The organism is Pontibacter sp. T17 (assembly GCF_057219875.1).
The window spans coordinates 1,384,557-1,404,499 of record NZ_JBXVVW010000001.1; the positions used below are offsets into that span (position 1 = coordinate 1,384,557).

The 19,943-nt window shown below is 58.5% G+C and carries 18 protein-coding genes; 10 read left to right on the plus strand and 8 right to left on the minus strand.

Going from position 1 to position 19,943, the window contains the following annotated elements:
* Positions 1-13 precede the first annotated feature (13 nt).
* Both AC2D8O_RS06120 and nuoD read right to left on the minus strand, forming a co-directional pair.
* Positions 14-1,948 carry a CocE/NonD family hydrolase gene (locus AC2D8O_RS06120; protein WP_484677913.1) on the minus strand — a complete coding sequence of 645 codons (1,935 nt, stop codon included), beginning with the start codon at positions 1,946-1,948 and terminating at the stop codon, positions 14-16.
* A gap of 150 nt (positions 1,949-2,098) precedes the next feature.
* Positions 2,099-3,394, minus strand: a complete 1,296-nt coding sequence (gene nuoD, locus AC2D8O_RS06125; RefSeq protein WP_484677914.1) for an NADH dehydrogenase (quinone) subunit D — start codon at positions 3,392-3,394, stop codon at positions 2,099-2,101.
* Between the two features lie 173 nt (positions 3,395-3,567).
* Between nuoD and folB the strand changes: the two genes are divergently transcribed.
* The gene (folB, locus tag AC2D8O_RS06130; protein WP_484677915.1) at positions 3,568-3,942 is read left to right on the plus strand and encodes a dihydroneopterin aldolase; all 375 of its coding nucleotides are present in this window, start codon (positions 3,568-3,570) and stop codon (positions 3,940-3,942) included.
* Between the two features lie 19 nt (positions 3,943-3,961).
* Here folB and AC2D8O_RS06135 read toward each other — a convergent pair whose 3' ends face one another.
* Complete coding sequence (locus AC2D8O_RS06135) at positions 3,962-4,711, minus strand: GNAT family N-acetyltransferase (RefSeq protein WP_484677916.1); 750 nt, start codon at positions 4,709-4,711, stop codon at positions 3,962-3,964.
* Positions 4,712-4,855: 144 nt separating this feature from the next.
* On the opposite strand from AC2D8O_RS06135, the gene AC2D8O_RS06140 reads away from it, so the two are divergent.
* Positions 4,856-6,733, plus strand: a complete 1,878-nt coding sequence (locus AC2D8O_RS06140) for a TonB-dependent receptor plug domain-containing protein (protein WP_484677917.1) — start codon at positions 4,856-4,858, stop codon at positions 6,731-6,733.
* A gap of 66 nt (positions 6,734-6,799) precedes the next feature.
* Here AC2D8O_RS06140 and trhO read toward each other — a convergent pair whose 3' ends face one another.
* Positions 6,800-7,765 carry an oxygen-dependent tRNA uridine(34) hydroxylase TrhO gene (trhO, locus tag AC2D8O_RS06145; protein ID WP_484677918.1) on the minus strand — a complete coding sequence of 322 codons (966 nt, stop codon included), beginning with the start codon at positions 7,763-7,765 and terminating at the stop codon, positions 6,800-6,802.
* A gap of 145 nt (positions 7,766-7,910) precedes the next feature.
* Between trhO and floA the strand changes: the two genes are divergently transcribed.
* The gene (floA, locus tag AC2D8O_RS06150; protein WP_484677919.1) at positions 7,911-8,882 is read left to right on the plus strand and encodes a flotillin-like protein FloA; all 972 of its coding nucleotides are present in this window, start codon (positions 7,911-7,913) and stop codon (positions 8,880-8,882) included.
* 70 nt (positions 8,883-8,952) lie between these two features.
* Complete coding sequence (locus AC2D8O_RS06155) at positions 8,953-9,696, plus strand: tetratricopeptide repeat protein (protein WP_484677920.1); 744 nt, start codon at positions 8,953-8,955, stop codon at positions 9,694-9,696.
* Positions 9,697-9,703: 7 nt separating this feature from the next.
* Here AC2D8O_RS06155 and AC2D8O_RS06160 read toward each other — a convergent pair whose 3' ends face one another.
* Positions 9,704-10,960: an asparagine synthetase B gene (locus AC2D8O_RS06160; protein WP_484677921.1), complete on the minus strand. Its 1,257-nt coding sequence runs from the start codon at positions 10,958-10,960 to the stop codon at positions 9,704-9,706.
* A 101-nt stretch (positions 10,961-11,061) separates the two neighbouring features.
* Here AC2D8O_RS06160 and AC2D8O_RS06165 point away from each other — a divergent pair, with 101 nt between their 5' ends.
* The 4 genes from AC2D8O_RS06165 to AC2D8O_RS06180 are packed head-to-tail and all read left to right on the plus strand — an operon-like array spanning position 11,062 to position 13,617.
* The gene (locus AC2D8O_RS06165; protein WP_484677922.1) at positions 11,062-12,087 is read left to right on the plus strand and encodes a quinone-dependent dihydroorotate dehydrogenase; all 1,026 of its coding nucleotides are present in this window, start codon (positions 11,062-11,064) and stop codon (positions 12,085-12,087) included.
* Entirely contained in the window at positions 12,084-12,482 is a 399-nt protein-coding gene (locus tag AC2D8O_RS06170) for a VOC family protein (protein ID WP_484677923.1), read from the plus strand. The genes AC2D8O_RS06165 and AC2D8O_RS06170 overlap by 4 nt, the downstream gene beginning before the upstream one ends.
* A 59-nt stretch (positions 12,483-12,541) precedes the next feature.
* Positions 12,542-13,036, plus strand: a complete 495-nt coding sequence (locus AC2D8O_RS06175; RefSeq protein WP_484677924.1) for a DUF4442 domain-containing protein — start codon at positions 12,542-12,544, stop codon at positions 13,034-13,036.
* Positions 13,037-13,041: 5 nt separating this feature from the next.
* Positions 13,042-13,617 carry a GNAT family N-acetyltransferase gene (locus AC2D8O_RS06180; RefSeq protein ID WP_484677925.1) on the plus strand — a complete coding sequence of 192 codons (576 nt, stop codon included), beginning with the start codon at positions 13,042-13,044 and terminating at the stop codon, positions 13,615-13,617.
* On the opposite strand, the gene AC2D8O_RS06185 is transcribed toward AC2D8O_RS06180, so the two are convergent.
* Positions 13,584-14,159, minus strand: a complete 576-nt coding sequence (locus AC2D8O_RS06185) for a hypothetical protein (protein ID WP_484677926.1) — start codon at positions 14,157-14,159, stop codon at positions 13,584-13,586. The genes AC2D8O_RS06180 and AC2D8O_RS06185 overlap by 34 nt on opposite strands.
* A 56-nt stretch (positions 14,160-14,215) precedes the next feature.
* On the opposite strand from AC2D8O_RS06185, the gene AC2D8O_RS06190 reads away from it, so the two are divergent.
* Positions 14,216-14,977, plus strand: a complete 762-nt coding sequence (locus AC2D8O_RS06190; protein WP_484677927.1) for a sulfite exporter TauE/SafE family protein — start codon at positions 14,216-14,218, stop codon at positions 14,975-14,977.
* Here the strand turns inward: AC2D8O_RS06190 and AC2D8O_RS06195 are convergent.
* Positions 14,957-15,907 (minus strand): M28 family peptidase, encoded by a 951-nt coding sequence (locus tag AC2D8O_RS06195; RefSeq protein WP_484678275.1) that lies wholly within the window; start codon positions 15,905-15,907, stop codon positions 14,957-14,959. The two genes, AC2D8O_RS06190 and AC2D8O_RS06195, sit on opposite strands and share 21 nt — an antisense overlap.
* Before the next feature lie 22 nt (positions 15,908-15,929).
* On the opposite strand from AC2D8O_RS06195, the gene AC2D8O_RS06200 reads away from it, so the two are divergent.
* The gene (locus tag AC2D8O_RS06200) at positions 15,930-17,126 is read left to right on the plus strand and encodes a M20 metallopeptidase family protein (protein ID WP_484677928.1); all 1,197 of its coding nucleotides are present in this window, start codon (positions 15,930-15,932) and stop codon (positions 17,124-17,126) included.
* A gap of 38 nt (positions 17,127-17,164) precedes the next feature.
* Here the strand turns inward: AC2D8O_RS06200 and AC2D8O_RS06205 are convergent, their stop codons facing one another.
* Positions 17,165-19,933, minus strand: a complete 2,769-nt coding sequence (locus tag AC2D8O_RS06205) for a D-alanine--D-alanine ligase family protein (RefSeq protein ID WP_484677929.1) — start codon at positions 19,931-19,933, stop codon at positions 17,165-17,167.
* Between the last annotated feature and the right edge of the window lie 10 nt (positions 19,934-19,943).

A 19,943-nucleotide genomic window follows, 5' to 3' on the forward strand; every position in this document is an offset into this window, starting at 1 on the left:
AACAGTGTTCTGCTTACTTCAGCACATGCACCCGTATGGCACTGGGGGCCTCGGTGTTGTGGTAAATTCGGATGTTGGCCGGCTTATAGTCTTCCGGCTTGGCGCGGTAGATGTTGATGAACTGTTGCGGGTTGCGGTCTACCAGCGGAAACATCGAGCTCTGGATCTGGATCTGGATGCGGTGGCCCTTGCGGAAGGTGTGCATCACGTCGGGCAGCGTCACCTTCACGTCGGTCACCTGGCCGGGCACAAAGGCTTCTGGTTTTTCCCAGCTGTTGCGGTAGCGGCCGCGCAGCACTTCCCAGCGTACCATTTCCTGATAGCCGCCCATTACCACGGGGGCACGGCCTGGGCGTGGGGCAGGGCTGGCTTCGCTGTTGGGGTGTACGTCCACCAGTTTCACCACAAAATCGGCATCGGTGCCAGTCATGGCCGCTTTCAGCAGGGCTTCGATGGGCCCGGCAAGCGTCACGTCTTCTGTCAGCACCTCGGTTTCAAACACCACTACGTCCGGGCGTCGGCTGGCGAATCGCTGGTCCTGGATCATGTAGTCGGTCGAGCGATTCCACTCAATACGCCCTTGGTAGGGAACCGGGTTCGCTGGGTCCGAAACGTACTCTGAGTAAGCACCGGCAACCGTGGGGCGCTGGGTGAAGGAAAGGCCACCACCGGGCAACAGGTTCAGGTCCTGCGCTACTACGTTACGGGGCGGCCAGGTCTCAAACTTGCGCCAGCGGTTGGTACCACCTTCAAATACAGTGGCCTCGGCGATGGACGGTGCCGGACCTTTGTCCTTCAGGTGGTAATTCATGAAGGGCATGAACAGGCTGTCGAGGTAGTAGTCGCCAGTGCGCTGGCCAAAGGAGATGTCGCCCAGCGACTCGCCCGTGCCCCACCAGCAGCCATGACACCAGGGGCCCATCACCAGTTGGTTGCTGGTGCCGGGGTTTTGTGCTTCGATGGCTGCGTAGGTTTTCAGGGCGCCGTACAAGTCTTCGGCGTCATACCAGCCACCAACGGTCAGAATGGCGGGCTTCACCTGCTTGGCGTGGCGCAGCGGGTTGCGTTCCTGCCAGTAGCTGTCATAGTCTGGGTGGTCCATTATGTCACGCCAGAAGGCAATGGTGTCCTTCAGAAAACGCTCATTTGCCAGTGAGGGGGTTTGCACCTCGCGAAGGAAGAAGTCGTAGCTGTCGGGGTTGCCATAGTCGTTATAATCGCCACCCGAAGCTTTTGGATTGTCGCGCTGGAACCAGGGCAGGAAGTTGAAGAAGTCCATCCAGAAGAAGGCACCACCGTGGTGTACGTCGTCACCGATGAACCACTCAGTCACAGGAGCTTGCGGCGATACGGCTTTCAAGCCTGGGTGGGCCGAGAGTGCGCCTACTGTGCTGTAGAAGCCGGGGTACGAAACACCGTGGATACCCACACGGCCATTATTGCCCACGATATTCTTGATCAGCCACTCAATGGTGTCGTAGGTGTCGGTGCTTTCGTCTATCTGCTTCTGTTTCTTCTTGTCGAGGTTGGCTACCTGCGGGCGCACATGTACGAAGTCGCCCTCAGAGCCCCAGCGGCCGCGCACATCCTGCCGCACAATGATGTAGCCCTCTTTCAGCAGCTTCAGTTGCGACTGCGATACGAACCGCGGCCAGGCCTCTTCGCCATAGGGCGCGCAGCTGTAGGGCGTCCGCGTCATCAGGAAAGGATACTTCTTGTCCTTGCTGGCATCTTTCGGGATGTACAGCGAGGTGAACAGCTTTACGCCATCACGCATCGGTACCATGATTTCCCGCTTGATGTAGTTGTCTTTCAGATACTGGACGGCCGCCTGGGCTTCCGTAGCCTGGGCTGGCTGCTGTGCCAGCACTGCGCCAGCTGGTACCGACAGGGCACCCACCGCCAGCGCTGTCGCCGTCAGCAGACTGCGTAAACGGGTCAGTTGCATGTGATAAAGGGTTGTTGAAGTGTGGACGGGTTTATTCAGGGAGCCCCAAGTTAGCAAAAGCCGTTTCCGCTCCATTCGCGCTTTGACGCCTGTAAAAGGAAACAGCCCGGCTTTCGCTGGGCTGTTGTGTATCTGTGGAGGCAGGACCTGCTACTTGTCCGCTTCGCCCATTACAGGGTCAATCGAGCCAATCAGTACCACGGTGTCGGCCACCATCGAGCCTTCCATCATACGCTCCAGTACCTGGAGGTTGGCAAAACTGGGGCTCTTCATCTTCATACGCCAGGGGCTGCCGGTTCCATCGCTGTAGATGTAGAAGCCGAGCTCGCCTTTCGGCGCTTCGATGGCGTGGTAGGCTTCAGCGCCTTTGGGCGGGCAGGTGCCTACATCGGTCATCATGAAGTCGTGAATCATGCCTTCCATCGAGTAGTACACTTCCTGCTTCGAGGGGTACGACTTCTTGGCGTCGTCGGCACGGACAATGCCCTTCGGCATTTTGTCGAGGCACTGCTCAATAATGCGCAGGCTCTGGCGCATCTCTTCGAAGCGTACGAAGTAGCGGGCCAGGCTGTCACCTTCGGTGCGCACCGGAATGTCAAAGTCCAGCTGATCGTAAATCAGGTAAGGCTCTGAAATCCGAATGTCATGAGCAACACCGCTGCCACGCAGGTTGGGGCCCGTAAAACCATAGGCAATAGCCTCTTCCTTCGTCACCAGGCCTACACCAATGGCGCGGTTCAGCCAGATAGGGTTCTTATCCAGGAACTTGTGCCAGCCGGTGAGTTCTTTGTGCAGGTTGGCAACAAAGCGACGGATTTCGCCAATAACTTCCTCGGTAATGTCAAACTGTACACCACCAATACGACAGTGGCTCACCGTGAAGCGAACACCAGCCAGTTTGTCGAAGATGTTGTAGATGTTCTCACGCTCACGGAAGGTGTACATGAACATGGAGATGGCGCCGGCATCCATCAGCATGGTGCCAAGCCACAGCAGGTGCGCAGAGACACGGGCCAGTTCGCAGGCTACTGTACGGATGTACTGGGCACGCTCAGGGGCTTCAATGCCAGCTACTTTCTCAACTGCCAGACAGAAGGCTACGTTGTTGGAGTAGGGCGAGAGGTAGTCCATGCGGTCCGTGTAGGGCATGAACTCCTGGAAAGTCTTGTACTCGGCCAGCTTTTCGATACCGCGGTGCAGGTAGCCAATGTCCAGCACGCACTTGGCAATGCGCTCACCGTCGAGGTGTGTTACAACGCGCAGTACACCGTGGGTGGCTGGGTGCTGAGGCCCGATGTTCAGGATCATCTCCGTGCCCAGCGGATCGCTCTCGTCTATCTGTACCGAGCTGTGCTTGGTTTCCAGGCGGTGGTAAATGGCGCGTTGGTGTTTCGGGAAGAACGTAGGATTTACCTTCTCCTCGAGTTTCACAAGATCGTTGCTCATATCGCGGGCCGTCGGCAAGTGATGTCTGTTGTTGCGGGGAAGAACATTCTTCTCCAGCGTGCGGTAAAATTAACCCTAATTTCGGAACACCGTACGCTCTGGAAAGTTTCACTTTCCACCAACCCCCCGCAGAATCCGGCATTTAGGTTGATTCTACCGAAACCCCTATCCAAATGGCAATTATTTCTCTCCGGGAAATGGAGTTCCAGGCCTTCCATGGTGTCTATTCGGCCGAGCGCCAGCAGGGCAACCGCTTCCGGGTGACGGTGCAACTGGAGGTGCCCGATGCTGTAGTGCGGCAGGCCGCCGCCTCCGACGACCTTGCCGATACCCTCGACTATGCAGCAGTCTATGACATTGTAGCCAATGGCATGCAGGCGCCTGTCAACCTGCTGGAAAAGCTGGCCGTCAGCTACGCCGACCAGATGCTGGCCCTCCAGCCCTATATCGAGCGCGTTTCAGTGACTGTCGAAAAAATGGCTCCACCGCTGGGCGGAGCGTGTGTCTCCTCGGCGGTAACCTACACGGCCAGTCGGGCGTTTGTCTGAGGTTTATGATGTCGCACCCTCACTGAAACACCCAGTAGCGGCCGATGTCTTCAAAGCCGAGCCTTCGGTAAATCCCCACGCCCATATCCGACGCCTGCAACACCACCCGCTGGCAGCCGTGTTGTTGGGCATGGTAAATCAGGTGTTCTGTCATGGCGCTGCCATAACCCGCACCACGATGGCTGGGCCGTGTCGCAATCCAGTACAGTCCGGCTGTGCCCTGGTCGTCCAATACCACCTCACCCGAGCAAACAGGTAAGTCGTTCAGGTAGCCGACAAAATAGTGCAGTGGACAGGCGGGAGAAAGAATGGCAGGGGCGGCCTTCATGTAGAAGGTGTGAATGATGGGGTTGGGCGGTTCCCACAGCAGGCCCGATATCGATATCAGGTCAGAGAGCGTTGCAGGCGTCGCCACCCGCTCAATCCTGAAGCCTTTGAGATACAGGGCTGGCAATGCCGAAATGGACTTCAGGTCCAGTACCATGCTGGGCAGCAGTTCAGTACGGTGCAGTCGTTGGCTCATCAGTTCAATACCCCATTCGGCCTGGTGTTCATCTGGGGGCACCCACCACGAGAAGCCCTGTCCTGTTGTGGCAAAATGCTCCAGTTCGCGTTCAAAGCCCGGACAGTAGGCTGGCAGTACGCCCGCTGACGTTGTTATAAGATTGAAAGTGTCATCGGTCAGGCCGCTGTCCATTATCCACAGAGGGCCACAGTGTCTCACCATCATGCCTGTGGTGTGGGCGTGCAGCCAGGAAAAGTGCAGCATGAGATTACGTGCCGTGGCACTGACCAATGAAATCCGATCCATTTCGATGGGCTTAAAGCGGGCGTTCGACTGGGTAAAAAAAGTAAAAATGAGCCTTGGTTCAGGGTCTTGCCTGTCTATCTTCGCGCACTCTTACTCCTCCTTATGCGGTATATCCTGATATCTATTTCCCTGATAGTGTTCGGATTGATGCAGACGGCTGAGGCCCAGCAGCAGGCCGATTCCGCACGTGTCGACTCCCTGAATCTAAACGAAATCATCATCACGGCGGGGCGTATACCGGGCCGCTACAGTGAAGTCACCCGCAGCCTCACGGTGCTTTCCCGCACCCAACTGGTGCAGTTGCCCGCCACTAGTGTACAGGAGGCCCTGGCTTTTGTACCCGGTATAGACATCACCCAGCGCGGGCCATTGGGTGGGCAGGCTGACATCTCCGTTCGGGGGGGGACCTTCAACCAGACCGCCGTCCTCCTCGACGGCATTCCCGTAAACGACCCTCAGACGGGCCACTTCAGCCTCAACCTGCCCATCATGGCGCAGGACATCGAGCGCATAGAGGTACTGCGGGGGCAGGCGTCTACAGCTTTTGGCGCCAATGCCTTTGCCGGAGCTGTCAACGTCGTGACCCGCGCCTATGATCGCCGGATGGTGCGCGTGGGGCTGGTAGGTGGCTACTACGGCTACCGGGAGGCCAGCCTGACCGCCGCTTTTCCTGCTGGTCGTTTCCGCCAGCTCATTTCATTGGCGCACAAGGGCCACGATGGCTACATGGTAGATACCGACCTGCGCCAGAACAACCTCTATTACAATGCCCGGCTCACCACCAGCCGCGGCGAATTGCGCCTTACAGCTGGCTATAACCAGCGCGAGCTTGGGGCTTACAAGTATTATCAGGCTACCCCGCCCAACCAGTGGGAGGAAAACGAGGCCGTATATGCTGCCATCACCTGGCAGGCCAATGGCAAATGGAATTTCCGGCCCGAGGCGTTCTTCCGCCGGCATTACGACGACTATCGTCTTTTCCGCGAGCGGACCGACACCGCCCGCAACCTGCACCGCACCCATGTGGCAGGTTTTCAGTTCAACACCCACCGCGAGTGGAGCCTCGGCACTACGGCCATCGGCGGCGACTTCCGGCAGGAATACCTCGCCTCCACCAACCTTGGCGACAACCAGCGTACCAACGCCGGGGTATATATCGAACATGCGTTTGTGTTGCTAGGTCAGCGTCTCACCATCAAGCCCGGCCTGTACGGCAACTGGTTCAGCCCGGTTGGCTGGAATGCCTTTCCCGGTCTGGACCTCGGTTTTGTAGCCTCGGGCTCCCTGCGTTTCTACGCCAATGCGGGCCGCGCCTATCGAGTGCCCAATTACACCGACCTCTATCTCAACCGATTCGTGCCGGGGGCGCGGGTCAAAGGCAACGCCGACCTGCAGCCCGAGGATGGCTGGAGCTACGAGGTGGGTTCTGTATATCAGCGCGGCGCACTCCGTACCTCTTTTGCAGCCTATCAGCGTTACGCCGAGCGTGTAATTGACTTCTCGAAGTTCGACGGCAACAATGCCGCCGAGCCGCTGGTCTCCCGCAATGTAAACAACGTCACGGCTACAGGCTATGAGCTCACGGCTGCACTGGATGTTCGCCAGTTGTGGCCCACAGGACCTCTTACTAGAGTGCAGGCTGGCTATAATTATCTCACCCTCACCAACAACCCCGGCCTCTTCAGCCGCTATGCGTTTAACTACCTCCGCAACCAGCTGTCCGTGCTGGCTACCGCCCAGATTGTCCGCAATCTCACGCTGACTGTTACCTGGCGCTGGAACGACCGCCGCACGCAGCCAACCCCTTACAGTCTGCTTGATGCCCGTCTGCTGTGGCAGCAGAAGAAGGTACAGGCGTGGGTAGAAGGCAGCAACCTCACCACTACGGTTTACTTCGAGAACCTGCTGGCGCCCTCGCAGGGGCCCCCACCCATGCCCGGTTTCTGGCTGCGCGCAGGCATTGCGGTAGAAATCTGGTAACCGCCGTCACACGACACGAAAAAGGGAGGCATTGCCTCCCTTTTTGCATCTGTTCTGTTCGTGCAGTCAGCGTACTTCCGGTGCCAGTACGTAGTTCTTGCTGTTGAGCCCGCGGTGGTACTGGCCGGTGCCGTCCCACTTGCGGCGGCGGGGCGAGGCCAGGCACGCATCGCTGCAACAGCCTTCCATCTTGTCGCCACAGTCGGGGCACAGCAGTACCTGGTCGTTGCAGGCGGCGTTGGCACAGTTTACCATCTTCTCGGTGGCGGTGCCACAGCACACACACGCGCCAATCACCTTTGGGTTTACGGTGTTCACTGGCACTACAATGCGCTGGTCAAACACATAGCACTGGCCCTCAAAGTCTTCGCCGCCAGTCTCATGCCCATAGCGGATAATGCCGCCGTGCAGTTGGTACAGCTTTTCTTTCGGAAAACCGTGGCGCAGCAGCAGCGAGGTCACTTTCTCGCAGCGGATGCCGCCAGTGCAGTAAGTCACCAGCTTTTTGTCGCGCAGCTCTTCTATCCGGTCCATGAACTGCTGCAGGTCGCGGAAGTGGTCTATGTCAAAGGCCACTGCCCCTTTGAAGCGGCCTACTTCATACTCGTAATTCGACCGCGTGTCCAGTATCACCACATCCTCGGGTGTGTTCCGCAGCAGCTCCTGCATTTCCTGCGGTTCTATGTAGTTGCCGGTCTCTTCGGCCGGGTCGTAGGCTTCTTCAATGCCCAGGTTCACCAGCTCTTTCTTCACCCGCACATTCAGTTTGCGGAAGGCATGGGTATCGTAAGGGTCTACCTTGAACTCGGTGCCGTGGAAGAGGGGGTGTGCGTTCATGGCTTCCCGGTAGGCCTGGCAGGCTTCGGGTGTGCCCGAGAGTGTGCCGTTGATGCCTTCCTTGGCAATGAGAATGCGGCCCAGCAAGCCCAGCGATTTGCACAGTGCTTCGTGCTCGGCGCGGGTGGCGACAGGGTCGGGCACGTGTACAAACTTGTAATACAGAAGAACCTCGTAGGCGGGGCGGTCAGTCATCTTGTCTATCCGGGAAATCGAAACGTCAACGCAAAAATACGGCACTCAGTGTACGAACAACGGAAAATGATGTAAATCAGCTTGTCGGCTGAGCCGCGACAAACCGTATACTTGAGTACCGTTTTCCACTCTTTCGGCAACTACCATGGACATTCCAATTGGCATTTTTCTGGGGCTGGGGCTCATTGGGTTTTTCCTCTTCCTCTACTTCGTGCCCCTGGGCATCTATTTCCGCGCTTTGTTTTCAGGCGTTCATGTGGGTCTGTTTACGCTTGTCGGTATGCGTCTGCGTAACATCGCACCCGCACTCATCGTCGACAATCTCATCAAGTCTCGCAAGGCAGGGCTGGCAATCAGCACCAGCGACCTTGAGACACACTACATGACCCGCGGCAATGTCAACAACGTGGTCAATGCGCTGATCTCGGCCGACAAAGCCAGCATCGACCTTACTTTCAAGCAGGCTGCGGCCATTGACCTCGCTGGCCGCGATGTGTTCCAGGCCGTGCACGACTCCGTCAACCCCAAGGTTATTGAGTCGCCGCCAGTTACTGCTGTTGCCAAAGACGGTATTCAGCTGGTAGTGCGCAGCCGCGTTACCGTTCGCGCCAACATCCACAAGCTGGTGGGTGGCGCTGGCGAGCAGACCATCCTGGCGCGTATCGGCGAGGGTATCGTCAGCACCATTGGCTCTGATGAAAGTCATAAGCACGTACTCGAGAACCCCGACCGCATCTCCAAGGCCGTACTGGAAAAGGGCCTAGACAGCGGCACCGCCTACACCATCATTTCAATCGACATCGCCGATATCGACATCGGAGCCAACGTCGGTGCCAAGCTGATGGCCGATCAGGCCGAAGCCGACCTCAAGGTGGCCCGTGCCAAAGCCGAAGAACGCCGCGCCATGGCTGTGGCCGAAGAGCAGGAGTTCATTGCCCGTGGACAGGAAGCCCGCGCGAAGGTTATCGAGGCCGAAGCCCAGGTCCCCCTTGCCATAGCTGAGGCCTTGCGCTCTGGCAACCTTGGTATCATGGATTACCAGCGTCTGCGTAACCTTCAGGCCGACACCGATATGCGACAGTCTATCGCCAAACCCCAGTTGGGTCAGGGCTCCTGATGCCGCTTTCTCCGCTATATTCGCCCGGCTGATTTTCTCGGTCGGGCTTTTTTATCCCTTGTCTGCTTGTATGGGTGTTTCTGAAATGCTGTTTTCGTTTTTGGCCGCTTCCATCTGGATCTGGATTGCCTATCGCATGTGGAGCCGACGAAAGGAAAGCCGTGCCCTGGATACGCTCAAAGACATAGAGTTTCACCTGGCAACGGGCAATGTTGAGCGCGCCGCAACATTGCTCTCCCAGCTTGATGGAATGGCTGTGCAGGACATTGGCGTGCAGATTCTTAAGGGCAAAGTCTTTGTGCAGGTAAAGCGCTGGCAGGATGCCATCAATGCTTTCGAGATTGCCCTGCAACTGTGGCCGGAAGAAGTGCGCGGTACTGAAAATTTCAAACTCAAGGCCGATCTGCATTTCAACAAGGGCCTGGCAGAATTCTTCCTAAACCGAACCGAAGAAGCTCGCGCCGACTATCTCAGCGCCATCAACAACGACCTGACGATGGGGCCGGCCTATCTGGCACTTGCAGAAGTAAGTCTGGCCTTGGGCGACTTCAACGAAGCCAATATCATTGGCCAGTCCAAAACACATCTGGCGGTAGACGCCAGACAGGTGACGGTGTTCCGCTACATGCAGGCCGTGGCACAGCACGCGCTGGGGCAAAGCACTGCCGAGGCCGAAGACCTCATGCGTCGCGAGCTCACCAATGTGCGCCTGGCCAATCTTGAATTCAAGTGGGAAGGACTTCACAGTACAACGCTGGCTGCACTGCCCGAAGCCACCCGCAGTTATGCCGTTCTGCTGAAGCAGAACTGGTAACTCCGGCTCAGGTCTTCTGCTTTTTCTTCTTGCTGGCCGGGAACAGAATGTTGTTCAGGATCAGCCGGTAACCAGGTGAGTTCTTGTGGTTCTTAAGGTCGGTTGGCTCTTCGTTCACAAGGTGCTGGTAGTCCTCGGGGTCGTGCCCGCCATAGAACGTCCACATTCCGCGCCCAAGGTTGCCGTGAATGTAGCGGGCCTCATTGGCAGCGGCCAGCTCGCCCAACACCATGGCACTGGGTTTCAGCTTTTCCTTGCGAAAGGCCGTGGTCTGCCCCATGAAGCCTTTGATCAGCGTCGTGTGGTTCTGGCACAGCATGGTAGGCACTGGGTCCCACTTGGCCGAGAACTCAAACAGCGTGAAATAGTCGGTCTCCTGCGATATGTTGCGGTACTGCGTGGCGTCAATGTCTGAGAACTCTACAAACGTGGGGTCTTCTTCCAGTTGAAAGTTCTGAAAGGCAAACGTGCGGCTGAAGTCCAGCTTGCGTTGTGCATCCGGGTCGGCAGCGTCGCCATCGTACATGGCCTCGCAGATGTCGGTATTGGCCGACGCCAGCGCAATGTCGTAGGTATCGGTGGCGGTGCACATGGCAAACAGGAATCCGCCTTTCTCCACAAACTCGTAGATGCGCGTGGCTACGGCCAGCTTCAGTTGCGACACTTTGCCATAACCATATCGCTGTGCCAGGTTCTCGTTTTCTTCTACCTGCTGCCGATACCATTGTGCCGCCGAGAAGTTGCGCCAGAACTTGCCATACTGCCCCGTAAAGTCTTCGTGGTGCAGGTGCAGCCAGTCGTAGTCGGTCAGCTTTCCGTCCATCACCTCGCCGTCGTATATCACGTCGTACGGTATCTCGGCGTAGGTGAGCACCAAAGTCACGGCGTCGTCCCAGGGCTGTGCGGTCTTGGGCGAGTACACGGCAATCTTGGGCGCTTTCTCCAGCTTCACCGCATCCATGTTTGTAGACTCGCTCGAGATCTGTGCCAGCAGATTCAGCTGTTGCCCATCACTCAGCAGCTCATATGAGATGCCCCGGATGCGTAGCTCCGCCTCCAGTCGGCCAATCTGCGGGATCAGAAAACTGCCGCCACGGTAGTTCAGCAGCCATTCCACAGTCTGGCCCTGAGCCAACAGCCAGTATGCTATACCATAGGCTTTCAGGTGGTCGCTTTGGCGGCTGTCCATTGGAATCAGCACGTAGGTTGCATTGGCCCGGAACACCACCGAGCAGAGCAGAAACAGGAATACGAGGCGCCGCATGCAGGAAAGTTTGTCTACGAGTGTAACGAATCTACAGCCGCAATGTGCATCCTGTGCGCTTTTTCCCGATTTTTAACCTCTCTCCGCTCTTACCCACCCGAATGTTCATACCCGAACTCGCCTACCAACACCTACTGCGGCCCCTGCTCTTTCGCATGGAGGCCGAAAATGCGCACAGGCTCACGTTCCGTCTTGCTTCTCTCCCTGGCTTTGCGGCATTGGCAGGCTTGGGCAAGCCTCCAGTGAATCTTCAGCGCAAGGTGTTTGGGCTGCCGTTCCAGAGCCCTGTAGGACTTGCCGCCGGGATGGATAAAAACGCCGAGTTGCTTGAAACCTGGCAAAAGTTGGGCCTCGGATTTGTGGAAATCGGTACCGTAACACCCCGGCCACAGGCAGGTAATCCCCGGCCACGCCTGTTTCGACTTCCTGCCGACGAAGCCCTGATGAACCGTATGGGCTTCAATAACGAGGGCATGCTGGCCATCGCCCGCCGCCTCGAGAAGCGCCCTTCGGGCCTCATTGTGGGCGCTAACATTGGCCGTAACAAAGACACCCCCAACGAGCTTGCCGCTGAAGATTATCTGGCCTGCCTTCGGCATCTGCATGGTCTGGCCGACTACTTCGTCGTCAACGTCTCTTCGCCCAATACCCCGGGTCTTCGTTCTCTCCAAGACCGTGAGCCTCTTACGCGGCTGCTCGCTGCCCTCCAGCACTTCAACCAAGGCCAGCGTGTTGCCAAACCGCTCCTTCTTAAAATCGCACCTGACCTGGAAGACTCCCAGCTCGACGACGTCATTGCCGTTGCTGCCGACACCCAGCTGGCGGGTATTGTCGCCACCAACACCACGCTTAGCCGTGCGGGCCTCCAGACCCCCCCCGAAGTGGTAGCCGCACTGGAGCCAGGTGGCCTCAGTGGGCGTCCGCTGGCCTCCCGTAGCCGCGATGTCGTTCGCTACCTGCGGTCCAGTGCGCCCGAACTGCCCATCATTGGGGTGGGGGGTATCTTCAGCGGTGCCGATGCCCGCTCCATGCTATCAGCTGGGGCAAGTCTGGTGCAGGTATATTCGGGGCTGGTATATCGTGGCCCTCGCCTCCTTCGTGATATCTATTCGGTGCTAGCCGCATGACCAATCTGATTCCGCAGCTTTTCAGGGTTGTCGTGCCCGTTCGCAACATTGACCAGGCCGTGGCCTTCTATACTGCACTGCTGGGCTTCCCGGGCAAGCGCGTCAGCAAGGGGCGCCACTATTTCCACTGTGGTCCCACCATTCTTGCCTGTTACGACGCTGTGGCTGAAGGGGATGCCGATGATCATGCCGACTTCCGTCGCAACCCCCACTATCTCTTCTTCTCCGTTCTGGACCTCAACCGGGCGCTGCTGGCGGCGGAAACCGCTGGCGCCTTTGTGATGGAAGGTGTAGCAACACAGCCTTCTGGCGAGCAGACCCTCTATCTCACCGATCCATTCGGCAACCCACTCTGCCTGGTCCGTCAGGGTACAGAATTCACCGGGCTTTCCTAAAAAAGGTAAAGGCCCGCATCTGCTTGAACTGGCATATCAATACCTGCTAATTTGTGGGTATGGCTACCAACCGTCTGCAACGCAGCCTCCTGCAATTGAATCGTGTTCCGGCGTTTCTCCGGCCCTGGCTGCAGGACCGGCTGATAGGTCGTGCTGTGCCCTTCACGGGTACGGCAAGCATTCACTTTGAGTTGATGTCGCCCGAGCGCGTTGTGTTGTCACTGGCCAATCGTCGCCCTGTGCAGAACCACATCCGGCAGGTACATGCCTGTGCCACCGCGCTGCTGGGCGAAACCGCAACGGGCATGGTATTGGGCATGAACATTCCCGACCACCGCCTCCCGCTACTCAAGTCGCAGAGTATAGAGTATGTCCGCCGCTCGGAAGGGGCCCTGCGTGCCGAGGCCACCCTGCCAGCCGGAACGCTGGAGCGCATGGAGGCCGACGACAAGGGCGAAGTGGAAATCCCTGTCCGCATTACCGACTCCACTGGCACCGAAATTGTCCAGTGTCGTTACGTCTGGGCCTGGATTACCAAGACACCCAAAGCCTGATACCCATGGCACACGTACCACGCATGCAGGGCCAGAAGTGCTGGCTCACGCCGCTCACCCAGGCCGACACTGAGACGCTATACCGCTGGTTCAACGACCCCGAGGTTTCCATTGGCACCCGCGCCTATGAACGTTACCAGACCCTGGTTTTCCAGCAGAAATGGATGGAGAATCTCCTGTCAGGTGCAACCGACCAGCGATGGTTCGGCATTGTGTCTGAAGAACTCGGCAGCATGGTTGGTACCGTTGGCCTCATGGGAATCGAACCCAGTAATCGAACCTGCGAGTACGGCATTGCTATCGGCGATCCCGCCGCCCGAGGCAAAGGTCTAGCCTACGAAGCTACCCGTCTTATTCTGGACTATGCGTTTGGGGTGCTCAACATGAACAGTGTCTACCTCTGGGTGTACGAGTATAACCAGAAGGGCGTGAAGCTTTACGAGCAGCTGGGCTTTCAACATGCAGGCCGTCGGCGGCAGGCACGTCTGTTGGGGCCGAACGCCTACGATTCCCTGCTCATGGACCTCCTCGCCAGCGAGTACACCTTCTACACCGAAGGGCTGTTTCCGGCCAGGCCCTGACGCCGCCCCCGCTTCACCGGGGGCTCCAGCAGCTTGATGAGTTTCCGCGCCCGGGCCGCAACCGACGGTTTGGGGTACCCCAGAGCTTCCTTCACCAGTCGTGTTGCCATTTCCCTCACATCTGCGTGTCGCAGGCCCAGTTCGGCCAGTGCAGTAAGTGCCGTTGCTTTGGCAAAAGTTAGCGTGCTGGGGCTGTAATACCAGTCGTGCAGGGTGGTTGCTATTTCCAGCACTTCGTCGTCACTCCATTCCATGCGGCCCAGTACAGGCGCAAACTGCAGCCGCATCCAGCCGTCAGCACCCAGCGCAGGCAGGTGTTCCAGTATATAGGTGCGGTATGGGGCCAGCCATTCGGGGTGGTTGCGGGTGGCGGTTTCTATGGCATCCGCTGCCCGCATGCGCACTTCGGGCAGGGCATTGTGCATCAGTTCCAGTGCTTCGCGCAGGGTTTCAGGCCGCCGAGCTATTTCCGCTGCCAGTTCGCCTGAACGGCCATGCGCAGCCAGCCTTCCCCCAGACAGAATTTCTTCCCAGTTCGCCATGAGCGAAAGATAGGGAGGGGCGGGCTTCTTCCCTTTCCCGTAGCTTTGGGGGCGCTATGATGGAAATCCTGTTTTTGCTGGTGGCCCTGCTGTCAGAAGTACTGGGCACCATAGGAGGCTTTGGGTCTTCCATGTTTCTCGTCTCCCTGGGCCAGTTTCTTTTTCCGCTGCAGGTGGTGCTGGCGCTCACAGCCTTGCTGCATGTGTTCAGCAATACCTCCAAGCTCATTCTCTTCAGAAAGGCTGTGGACCTCAGGCTGCTGGCTTGGATGGGCATCCCCAGTCTGCTGATGGTGCTGCTGGGTTCCTGGCTGGGCACACAGCTGGCCTTCGCCTGGGCCGATCTGCTGCTGGCCCTCTTTCTCATTTGCTTTTCCATTTTCATGCTCACCAACCCCGATTATGCGGTTTCGCCAACACCAGCCAGTGCCATTTTGGGTGGCGGTGTGGCAGGCTTTCTGGCAGGTATGGTAGGCACCGGCGGCGCCATCCGCGGTGCTGTAATGGCAGGCTTCAACCTCGAGAAGAACGTCTTCGTGGCCACCTCGGCTGCCATAGACTGGGCCGTTGACGCCAGCCGACTGGGCGTCTACCTTTCGGCAGATTATCTCCCCAAAGCCTACCTCTGGATGATAGCCCCGCTGGCTGTTACGGCTTTTGTGGGCTCCTGGCTGGGCAAGCGCCTCCTTGATACCCTGCCGCAGCAGACGTTCCGCATTATTGTGCTGGTGCTTATTCTGCTGGTGGGCTTCGCCACCCTGACGCGCCTGTACCTGGAGGCAACCGACTACGCCCTTTTACAGGCGTTCGTCGGCTGACAGCAGTACCTTTACGATGGCATCGGCAGTCCGATAGTAGAATGCTGGCATCAGGCGCTCAAACGTGTCGGTTGGCTTATGATAATCGGGGTGGTCTTCTACCCCGAGGTATAGAAAGGGGATGCCCGCTGTGTGAAACGGCCCATGATCCGACGACTGTATCCAGGAGTCCTTCCCGTCTTCTCCGTCGTGCCCATGAGGCAGTTTGATCTGCGTCTGGGCTTTTACGGCATCCACCACGGGTTTCAGAAAGGGGTAGGGTTTTGTCCCGCACACATACAGTTCGCCCTGTGTGTTGCGGCCTACCATATCCAGGTTCAGGTTAAGCTTGATGGCTTTCAGGGGCACAGGGGCGGCTGCAACAAATGCTTTGGCGCCCAGCAGGCCATGCTCCTCGCCGTCGAAAAGTGCAATGATGACGCTGTGACGGGGAGGATGCTGTTTCAGCCAGGTGGCAGCAGCCAGCACGGCTCCCACACCCGACGCGTTGTCGTCGGCCCCGGGGTACAGCTCGCCTTTCATGATGCCCATGTGGTCGTAGTGGGCAGAGATGACAATGAAACTGTCAGGCTTTGCGGTGCCACGTATTACGCCAATCAGGTTGACCCCTTGCTTCTTGCCATCAAACGTTTGCTCAAATCCGTTGCCCAGCGGGGCAATGCCAATGGCCATCAGCCGTTCTATAAGATAACGCCGCGCTTTGGCGCCACCAGCCGTATTGACGCCTCGGCCTTCCAGGCTGTCTGACGTCAGAATCCGAACGTCGGTCAGCAGTTGGGTGCTGTCCACTTTTGGGTCGGCCAGCGGGGCATAGGTCAACATCTGTACGGGAGCCTCGGTCTGGGCGGGGGTCTCTTTGCAGCCCAGCAGGCAGACAAAAAGAGCGGCGGCAAATGGCAGCACATATCGCTGCCGGGTAGTAAACTGCATCACGTTTGAAAGTTACGCGGAGATGTCGATCAAAGAAACCATTCAGCGCCTGTCGCGCGAACTCCATCCTACGGTTGTGGCCTGCCGCCGCGACCTTCACGCCAACCCCGAGCTCTCCTTCGAGGAATACCGCACCGCCGAGGTTGTGGCCAAGCGTCTCACCGAGCTCGGCATTCCCTTCACGCCCGGCGTGGCCAAAACGGGTGTGGTAGGCATAATTGAAGGAAAGGCAGGCGATGGCCCCACACTGGCCCTCCGCGCGGATATGGATGCTCTGCCCATTCTGGAGGCCAACGACACTCCCTACACCAGCCGCAACCCCGGCGTAATGCATGCCTGCGGCCACGATGCCCACACCAGCAGTCTGCTCGGCACGGCCGCCATCCTCAAGCAGCTGGAACCCCAGCTCAAGGGCCGCGTGAAACTCATCTTCCAGCCCTCTGAGGAGAAAATCCCCGGCGGTGCCAGCGTCATGGTGAAGGAAGGCGTACTGAAAAACCCCGAGGTGAAGCAGATCTTCGGACAGCACGTCATGCCCTACCTGCCGGCGGGCAAAGTCGGCATACGATCGGGCACCTATATGGCCAGCACCGACGAAATTTACATGACCATCCATGGCAAAGGTGGCCACGGTGCGCATCCCCACACTACCATCGACCCAGTGCTTATTTCCTCGCATATGGTGGTGGCCCTGCAGCAGGTTATCTCGCGCATCAACGATCCCCGTCGTCCATCCGTCCTCACCATTGGGCGCTTCATTGCGGAGGGTGCTACCAACATTATTCCGGAGAAAGTAACTATCGAAGGCACCTTCCGCGCTTTCGACGAGCAGTGGCGCAACGAGGCCCATCGTCGCATCGAGCAGATTGCCCGTGGCGTGGTGGAAGGCATGGGGGCCAAGCTGGACCTCAATATCATGCGCGGCTACCCCGTGCTGGTCAACGACCCCGCTACCACCGAGGCGGCCCGTCGCCACATTGTAGACTACGTAGGTGCCGAGAATGTCGTAGACCTCGACCTCTGGATGGCGGCCGAAGACTTCTCGTTCTACACCCACGAGGTACCCGGCTGTTTCTACCGCATTGGCACACGCAACGAAGCCCGTGGCATTGTGCACGGCCTGCATACCCCTCAGTTCGACATCGAGGAAAGTGCACTGGAAACCAGCGTTGGCCTCATGGCCTGGCTCACCGTACAGATGCTCAACGGCCAGAACTGACCAGCGTCTGCTTCCTCATTGATTCGCCAGCCCGAGCCTCAGTAGGTTCGGGCTTTTCCTTCTGCGATAATGGCCTTGATGAAGCCCAGCGGCGAGTAGCCGGCAAGTGCGCATTGGTGAAAAATGCACGTGGCGGGCGTCATGGCGGGCAGGCTGTTAGCCTCTATGAAGATGGTTTTCACCTCGCCGCTTGGCTTGATTTTGACGAAGGCGTCAATCCGGGCGTAGCCTTCGATGCCCAGCGTGCGTGCCCCTTGTTCGATGGTGGCGCGTACTGCCGTGCTGATACGCTGTTGTTCGGCGGCATCGCGGCTGAAGCGCGCGGGCGTGATGTTCTGCCCTTCGCCTGCCAGAAACTTCTCTTCCAGCGACAGCACCTCGCCCGTCGCCAGCGTTTCACTCGGCTCAAACACCTGATAGCGGAGGCTGCCATCGGCTTCGTGGTGTGTCAGCATACCCACGGTTACTTCCATGAACCGCTCGCCCGGCTCCATGTCTATCAGTGCCTCCAATAGCGCGACCGGCTTGCTCGGAAACTCATCCTTCGGCCCCACCTTCAGCAGGTCGGCATCAGTAGGCGTCAGCCAGGTGCTGCGGTCACGGAAGGCCGAGCGCAGGTACGCAGCCAGCGCCTCCCGCGTCTTGATCTTCTTTACCGCGCTCGAGCAGCCATCGTCGGCAGGCTTCGCTATCAGCGGATAGGGCAACTGGCCCTCCACCTGCTGCAACACCGCATCGGGGTTCTGCAAAAAGGCTTCTTTCTGCACCAGCAGATGCGCCGGTATGGTCAGGCCCTGCGCTTGCAGGCGCTCGTTGGTCTCATACTTCTGTATGGTCACCTGGCTGGAGGCCGGGCCACTGCCGTTGTACGGTATGCCCAGTTGGGTCATTACGGTCTGCATCTGGCCGTCTTCGCCGGGGCGGCCATGCACCGTAATGAAAGCAAAGTCTATGTGTTGTTTCAGCTCGGCAAAGGGCAGGTGCCTGGGGTGGCGCAGCGCCTGGCCCGCATACAACTGCGTGATGCCACTGGCCCGCTGTTGTATTTCGGCCACCACCGGGTGCGTGGCGGGTGCGCCCTGTTGCATGGTTTGTGCCACGGTCTTGGCAATCTTCTCGGCTATGTCGTCGGCGTTGTCCTTCAGCAGCACGTTCACCGGCAGTTGCCAGAAGCTGAAAGGCGGTTCGGCCGTCAGTCCCAGAAAAGCCTGCTCTTCGGCGCTCAGAAAGCTGTGGTGCAGTACAAAGAGGGGCTTGGCCTCGTACGCCGGGTCCGACGACAGCTTCTCGTACACGTTCCGACCCGACTCCACCGCGATATGGCGTTCGGTGGAGTAGCCGCCCAGAAATACCCCGATTTTCTCTGCCACCTGTGCGCTGCCGCCATGTTGTTCCAGCCGCGCGCGAATGTGCGCTGCCAGCGCATGGGCTTTGCGCTTCAACTTCCCTTCCGCCATGCGGGCCCGCAGCGATGTAAGAATGATGTAGCTGAGCAGTTGCGACGGGTTGAGGCCAATTTCCGCTGCCTGATGAAAGAAGAACGACCCCGGCAGCATGCCGCTGGTGGTGTTCGGGTCGTTGAAATACACCGTGCCGGGCTGTCCATCGGCAGTGGGCGGCGCAATAATGCCGTCTATGCGGGCATACACACGGAAGAACAGCGCCTGCATCAGCCGTTCGGCCTCGTTGCAGATCTTCCTGATCTGGTCGTCAGGCAGTTCGATGGGCGTCACCTTGCGGGCAAGCCCTGGCAGGTACTTGCTCCGATAGTCAAACAGCGCCTGTGGTTTCTTGATCTGTGTGGGGGGCAACGCCAGCGGGGTTCCGTCTGCGTTTTCCACCACTATCACCGAAAACTCCTCGCCTTCGATAAACTGCTCCACCAGCAGGGTTTCGGGCGCATCGGGCGCGCGCAGTTCGGCAGGTGCGGTCAGGCTGTCCAGTGCTTTCAGCAGCAGGTCGGGCTGGCGGAAGAGTTGCACGGGCTGGCCTGGCACATGCAGCTCCAGTGGTAGGCAAAGGGCTTCGCGCAGGTCGGTCAGCCGTTGGGCAAAGGCTATGCGCGCCTCGGCGTTCAACTGCTTCCATTCGCTGGGCACAATCGTTTCCGAGAAGCAGGCTTTGCGGATGCTGGCGGCAAGGTCGTTGCCCTTCTGCACAATCTGCACACCGATGCTGCTGCCCTGTGTAGGGTGCTTTACCACGCACGGTATGCCCACCTGGTCGTGTATCTGCTTCAGTACGGCATCGGGATGCTGGCGGAAAGCCTCTACCGAGATTTCGGTGCTGCGGGGTGTAGCAAAACCCAGCCCCGGCAGCAGGCGCCGTAGCGTGCTTTTGTCCATTCCCATCGTGCTGCCCAGTATGCCGCAGCCGCTGTAGGGTATGCCCAGCCACTCCAGCAAGCCCTGTATGGAGCCATCTTCGCCATATGCGCCGTGCAGCGTCAGAAAGGCAAAGTCCATCAGTTCGGGCAGCTCTTCCCAGCGCAACTTGCGGCCCACCTGTGCTATGGCGGCGTCATGGGCTTCTGGCGTCAGCCCTTCGATGTGCTCCAGATACAGCTGCACCGGAAAGTCCAGCGTGGGCAATGAAGAGGCCGGCGGATAGAAGTCGCGGATGGTGCCCTTGTATACATACTGCCATTCCAGCAGAATGGGTGTGCCCAGGCTGTCGATGAAGATTGGCAGGGCCTCGAAGTGGCGCTTGTCCAGGTTGTCGTAGACAGTGCGGCCACCTGCAAAGCTGATTTCGCGCTCGCGGGAGGGGCCACCCATCAGGATGCCTACACGGGTCTTGGTTGCCATGTGCGTGGTA

What these genes read in the sequence shown, in the direction of transcription:
- AC2D8O_RS06120 (WP_484677913.1), bottom strand. Translation starts at nt 1,948, where the DNA reads ATGCAACTGACCCGTTTACGCAGTCTGCTGACGGCGACAGCGCTGGCG.
- nuoD (WP_484677914.1), bottom strand. Translation starts at nt 3,394, where the DNA reads ATGAGCAACGATCTTGTGAAACTCGAGGAGAAGGTAAATCCTACGTTC.
- folB (WP_484677915.1), top strand. Translation starts at nt 3,568, where the DNA reads ATGGCAATTATTTCTCTCCGGGAAATGGAGTTCCAGGCCTTCCATGGT.
- AC2D8O_RS06135 (WP_484677916.1), bottom strand. Translation starts at nt 4,711, where the DNA reads ATGCTGCACTTTTCCTGGCTGCACGCCCACACCACAGGCATGATGGTG.
- AC2D8O_RS06140 (WP_484677917.1), top strand. Translation starts at nt 4,856, where the DNA reads ATGCGGTATATCCTGATATCTATTTCCCTGATAGTGTTCGGATTGATG.
- trhO (WP_484677918.1), bottom strand. Translation starts at nt 7,765, where the DNA reads ATGACTGACCGCCCCGCCTACGAGGTTCTTCTGTATTACAAGTTTGTA.
- floA (WP_484677919.1), top strand. Translation starts at nt 7,911, where the DNA reads ATGGACATTCCAATTGGCATTTTTCTGGGGCTGGGGCTCATTGGGTTT.
- AC2D8O_RS06155 (WP_484677920.1), top strand. Translation starts at nt 8,953, where the DNA reads ATGGGTGTTTCTGAAATGCTGTTTTCGTTTTTGGCCGCTTCCATCTGG.
- AC2D8O_RS06160 (WP_484677921.1), bottom strand. Translation starts at nt 10,960, where the DNA reads ATGCGGCGCCTCGTATTCCTGTTTCTGCTCTGCTCGGTGGTGTTCCGG.
- AC2D8O_RS06165 (WP_484677922.1), top strand. Translation starts at nt 11,062, where the DNA reads ATGTTCATACCCGAACTCGCCTACCAACACCTACTGCGGCCCCTGCTC.
- AC2D8O_RS06170 (WP_484677923.1), top strand. Translation starts at nt 12,084, where the DNA reads ATGACCAATCTGATTCCGCAGCTTTTCAGGGTTGTCGTGCCCGTTCGC.
- AC2D8O_RS06175 (WP_484677924.1), top strand. Translation starts at nt 12,542, where the DNA reads ATGGCTACCAACCGTCTGCAACGCAGCCTCCTGCAATTGAATCGTGTT.
- AC2D8O_RS06180 (WP_484677925.1), top strand. Translation starts at nt 13,042, where the DNA reads ATGGCACACGTACCACGCATGCAGGGCCAGAAGTGCTGGCTCACGCCG.
- AC2D8O_RS06185 (WP_484677926.1), bottom strand. Translation starts at nt 14,159, where the DNA reads ATGGCGAACTGGGAAGAAATTCTGTCTGGGGGAAGGCTGGCTGCGCAT.
- AC2D8O_RS06190 (WP_484677927.1), top strand. Translation starts at nt 14,216, where the DNA reads ATGATGGAAATCCTGTTTTTGCTGGTGGCCCTGCTGTCAGAAGTACTG.
- AC2D8O_RS06195 (WP_484678275.1), bottom strand. Translation starts at nt 15,907, where the DNA reads ATGCAGTTTACTACCCGGCAGCGATATGTGCTGCCATTTGCCGCCGCT.
- AC2D8O_RS06200 (WP_484677928.1), top strand. Translation starts at nt 15,930, where the DNA reads ATGTCGATCAAAGAAACCATTCAGCGCCTGTCGCGCGAACTCCATCCT.
- AC2D8O_RS06205 (WP_484677929.1), bottom strand. Translation starts at nt 19,933, where the DNA reads ATGGCAACCAAGACCCGTGTAGGCATCCTGATGGGTGGCCCCTCCCGC.